Annotated in this window: 1 protein-coding gene; it reads right to left on the bottom strand. The window is 48.5% G+C overall.

From position 1 onward, the window contains the following. A partial coding sequence (locus CXF95_RS26180) for an IS66 family transposase (protein ID WP_101201402.1) occupies positions 1 to 1,278 on the bottom strand: 1,278 nt, incomplete at both ends.

Raw genomic sequence — 1,278 nt, forward strand, 5'->3', positions numbered from 1 at the left:
CGCATAGGGTATCGCTTTGAATATAGTATTGAGATATGCGTATGGCTCAATGCCATGTAACCGAGCGGTTTCAATCAAGCTGTAATGTGCGGCACTGGCGTTTGCGCCAGCAGGTGTGTCGGCGAATAACCATGCACGCCTCCCAACGGCAAAAGGGCGAATGGCGTTTTCAGCCATAATGTTACTGATGCGAAGCTGCCCATCTGTGCAATACACAGTGAGTTTATCCCACTGATTATGCAAGTAGGTCATGGCCTTGCCAGTTAAACTGTCGGTGGCCACGCGCGGTTTGTTTGCCGTGAGCCATGCCTGCAGTGTGTTTAATATCGGCATGCTCTTAGCTTGGCGAACGGCCAGTCTTTTCTCATTGCTAGCATGTTTGATGGTGCGCTCAATCCCATAGAGCTTGTTAATCAGGCTCAAGGCCATGTCGGCTTTGCTGGCTTTTATTTTTTTCCCTTTAGGTTGTGATTGCTGTGCCTCGATGAATTTGCGGCGAGCGTGATCCATACAGCCTAATTGAATGAGCTGGTTTTTGCGGCACACTTCGTTGTAACCTGCATAACCGTCGGTTTGCAGGTAGCCATGAGTAAATCCATGTAGCAAGCGCATAGGCACATGGCGAGCACGCGATGGGTCATAGTCAAACAGCACGCTTTGTTGGTCGGCTTTACCGCCGAGTGTCACCCACATAAATTTATCGCCCGTGGGCGCAAGCCCTGGCTCTTTTAATACCTGAATGCGGGTTTCATCCGCCATAATGAGTGAGCCGGCATGCTGAGTCTCCCTTAATAAGTTAATTAAGGGTTGGATTTGTTTGCCTAGCGCAATGACATAGTTGGCGAGTGTTGTTCTTGATATGCTGCCCCCGTATCGTTCGATAATCCCCTCTAATCGATAAAGCGGCATGCCATCGGCGTATTTAGCAATAATGATGTAGGTCATTAAGTTGATACTGCCCATGGCTTTGGGTACAGGGTGTTTAATGACCTCAGCCGCTTTCATGGTGGTTGTGCCTTGTTCGTCTTTAAACACCGCCTTTTCCTGCATGTACTCTAGTACCTGTACTTTGGCAGGGATAATATCTAGCTCTTCTCTGACTTTCACAAAGAAGGTATTGATTGCGCCTTCTTTTTCAGTATCTGACAAATACGCAAACACTTGGGTGCGTGGTAGGTTTTTAGCAAAGGGTTTGCGACCGGTTTTGGCTTTAGGCTCGCTTGTGGTCGGTAACTCAGGCTCAGTTTGTTCTGGCTCACTGGTCGCTTCGGCTTCGTT

Origin of the sequence: Paraglaciecola sp. MB-3u-78, from assembly GCF_002835935.1 — a bacterium.
GTDB lineage: Bacteria > Pseudomonadota > Gammaproteobacteria > Enterobacterales > Alteromonadaceae > Paraglaciecola.